The organism is Streptococcus sp. 2100, assembly GCF_013276335.1.
GTDB classification, from domain to species: Bacteria; Bacillota; Bacilli; order Lactobacillales; family Streptococcaceae; genus Streptococcus; species Streptococcus pseudopneumoniae.
The window spans coordinates 1-1,118 of sequence record NZ_VMKV01000107.1; the positions used below are offsets into that span (position 1 = coordinate 1).

General features: G+C 38.5%; 1 protein-coding gene. It reads right to left on the minus strand.

The features are described 5' to 3' along the window. Nucleotides 1-1,082 (minus strand): IS1634 family transposase (locus HT669_RS10700; protein WP_172933708.1); only part of this gene is annotated, 1,082 nt, incomplete at its 3' end. Nucleotides 1,083-1,118 lie beyond the last annotated feature (36 nt).

The window sequence follows — 1,118 nt, forward strand, 5'->3', positions numbered from 1 at the left end:
CAAGTAATCAGAACTTTCTCTTTGACAAGTGGAGAATCCTTCTTCGTTCCCAGCTTGCGTTCACGTAGATAGGACTTCTTTGCGAAGGTCAACTCCTTATTAAATTGCCAATCGTTTGGATTTAGAATTTGTGTTTGTAGCTCCTTTGAGGCGCCACGCCGTCCACGATGCTTCTGGGAGAAGAGCCATCCATCTTTTTGATGAATCATCTCAGAAATATTGTAAGAGCTATTCATAGCCTTATCGGCCACCACCACAATACGCTCAATTCCAAACTGTTTTTTAACTTCCTCAACAGCTGGAAGATAGGTAATAGGATCTGTTTGATTTCCTCTAAATAACTTATAACTGATGGGAATTCCATTCGTATCCATAAATAATCCTAATTGGACAATGGGTTTGGGACGATGTTCCTTACTAGGACCTCGCCTTCTTAGTCCTTCTTTTAGAATTTCACCATCAACTGAAACAACCGTCTCATCGGGGATATCTGTTTCAAAGTAGTAGTTCGTTACATCGTAGAAAACTAAACGTGCTTCACGCTTGGTCATGCGACTCACTTCTTTATGAAGATGAAGCAGAAGTTTTTCTTTCAAGGTATCCAACTTATCTAACGAACGATAAATAGCGTTGAGGCTTATTTCCCAATGACCAAATAAGTTTACTTGAGAAGCATAAGTAGATAACTTACTATCTGGATTGAGGACTCTCTGAAAAACTAATAGTTTTAAAACTTGAGCCAAATCGTACTCTGATTTCGATTTCACTGTCTTTAGAAACTCGGTTAGTTTTAACTCTTCAAACAGGTTATCCAAGACCATCCAACCATAGGACTGATCCACCTCATTCATAGGAGCCAGTAGGTCATAGCTTACTTGAAAGAATTGAGGTTCTGTTAGTAGACCTTCCTTTGCCTCACGTTTCAAACGTTCTAAGATATCAGGTTCCTCTACCTCTAGTTCATCTAAGAGACCATATTTTTTCAAAATACGCTGTCTGACTTTTCCATCTTTTCGATATCCCTCCACAAGATAGACATGAGTACGCCCTTCTTTGTTGGTTGTTGTTTTAATAAATGCCATACTCTATTATAGCATACATAATTATATACAACAAAC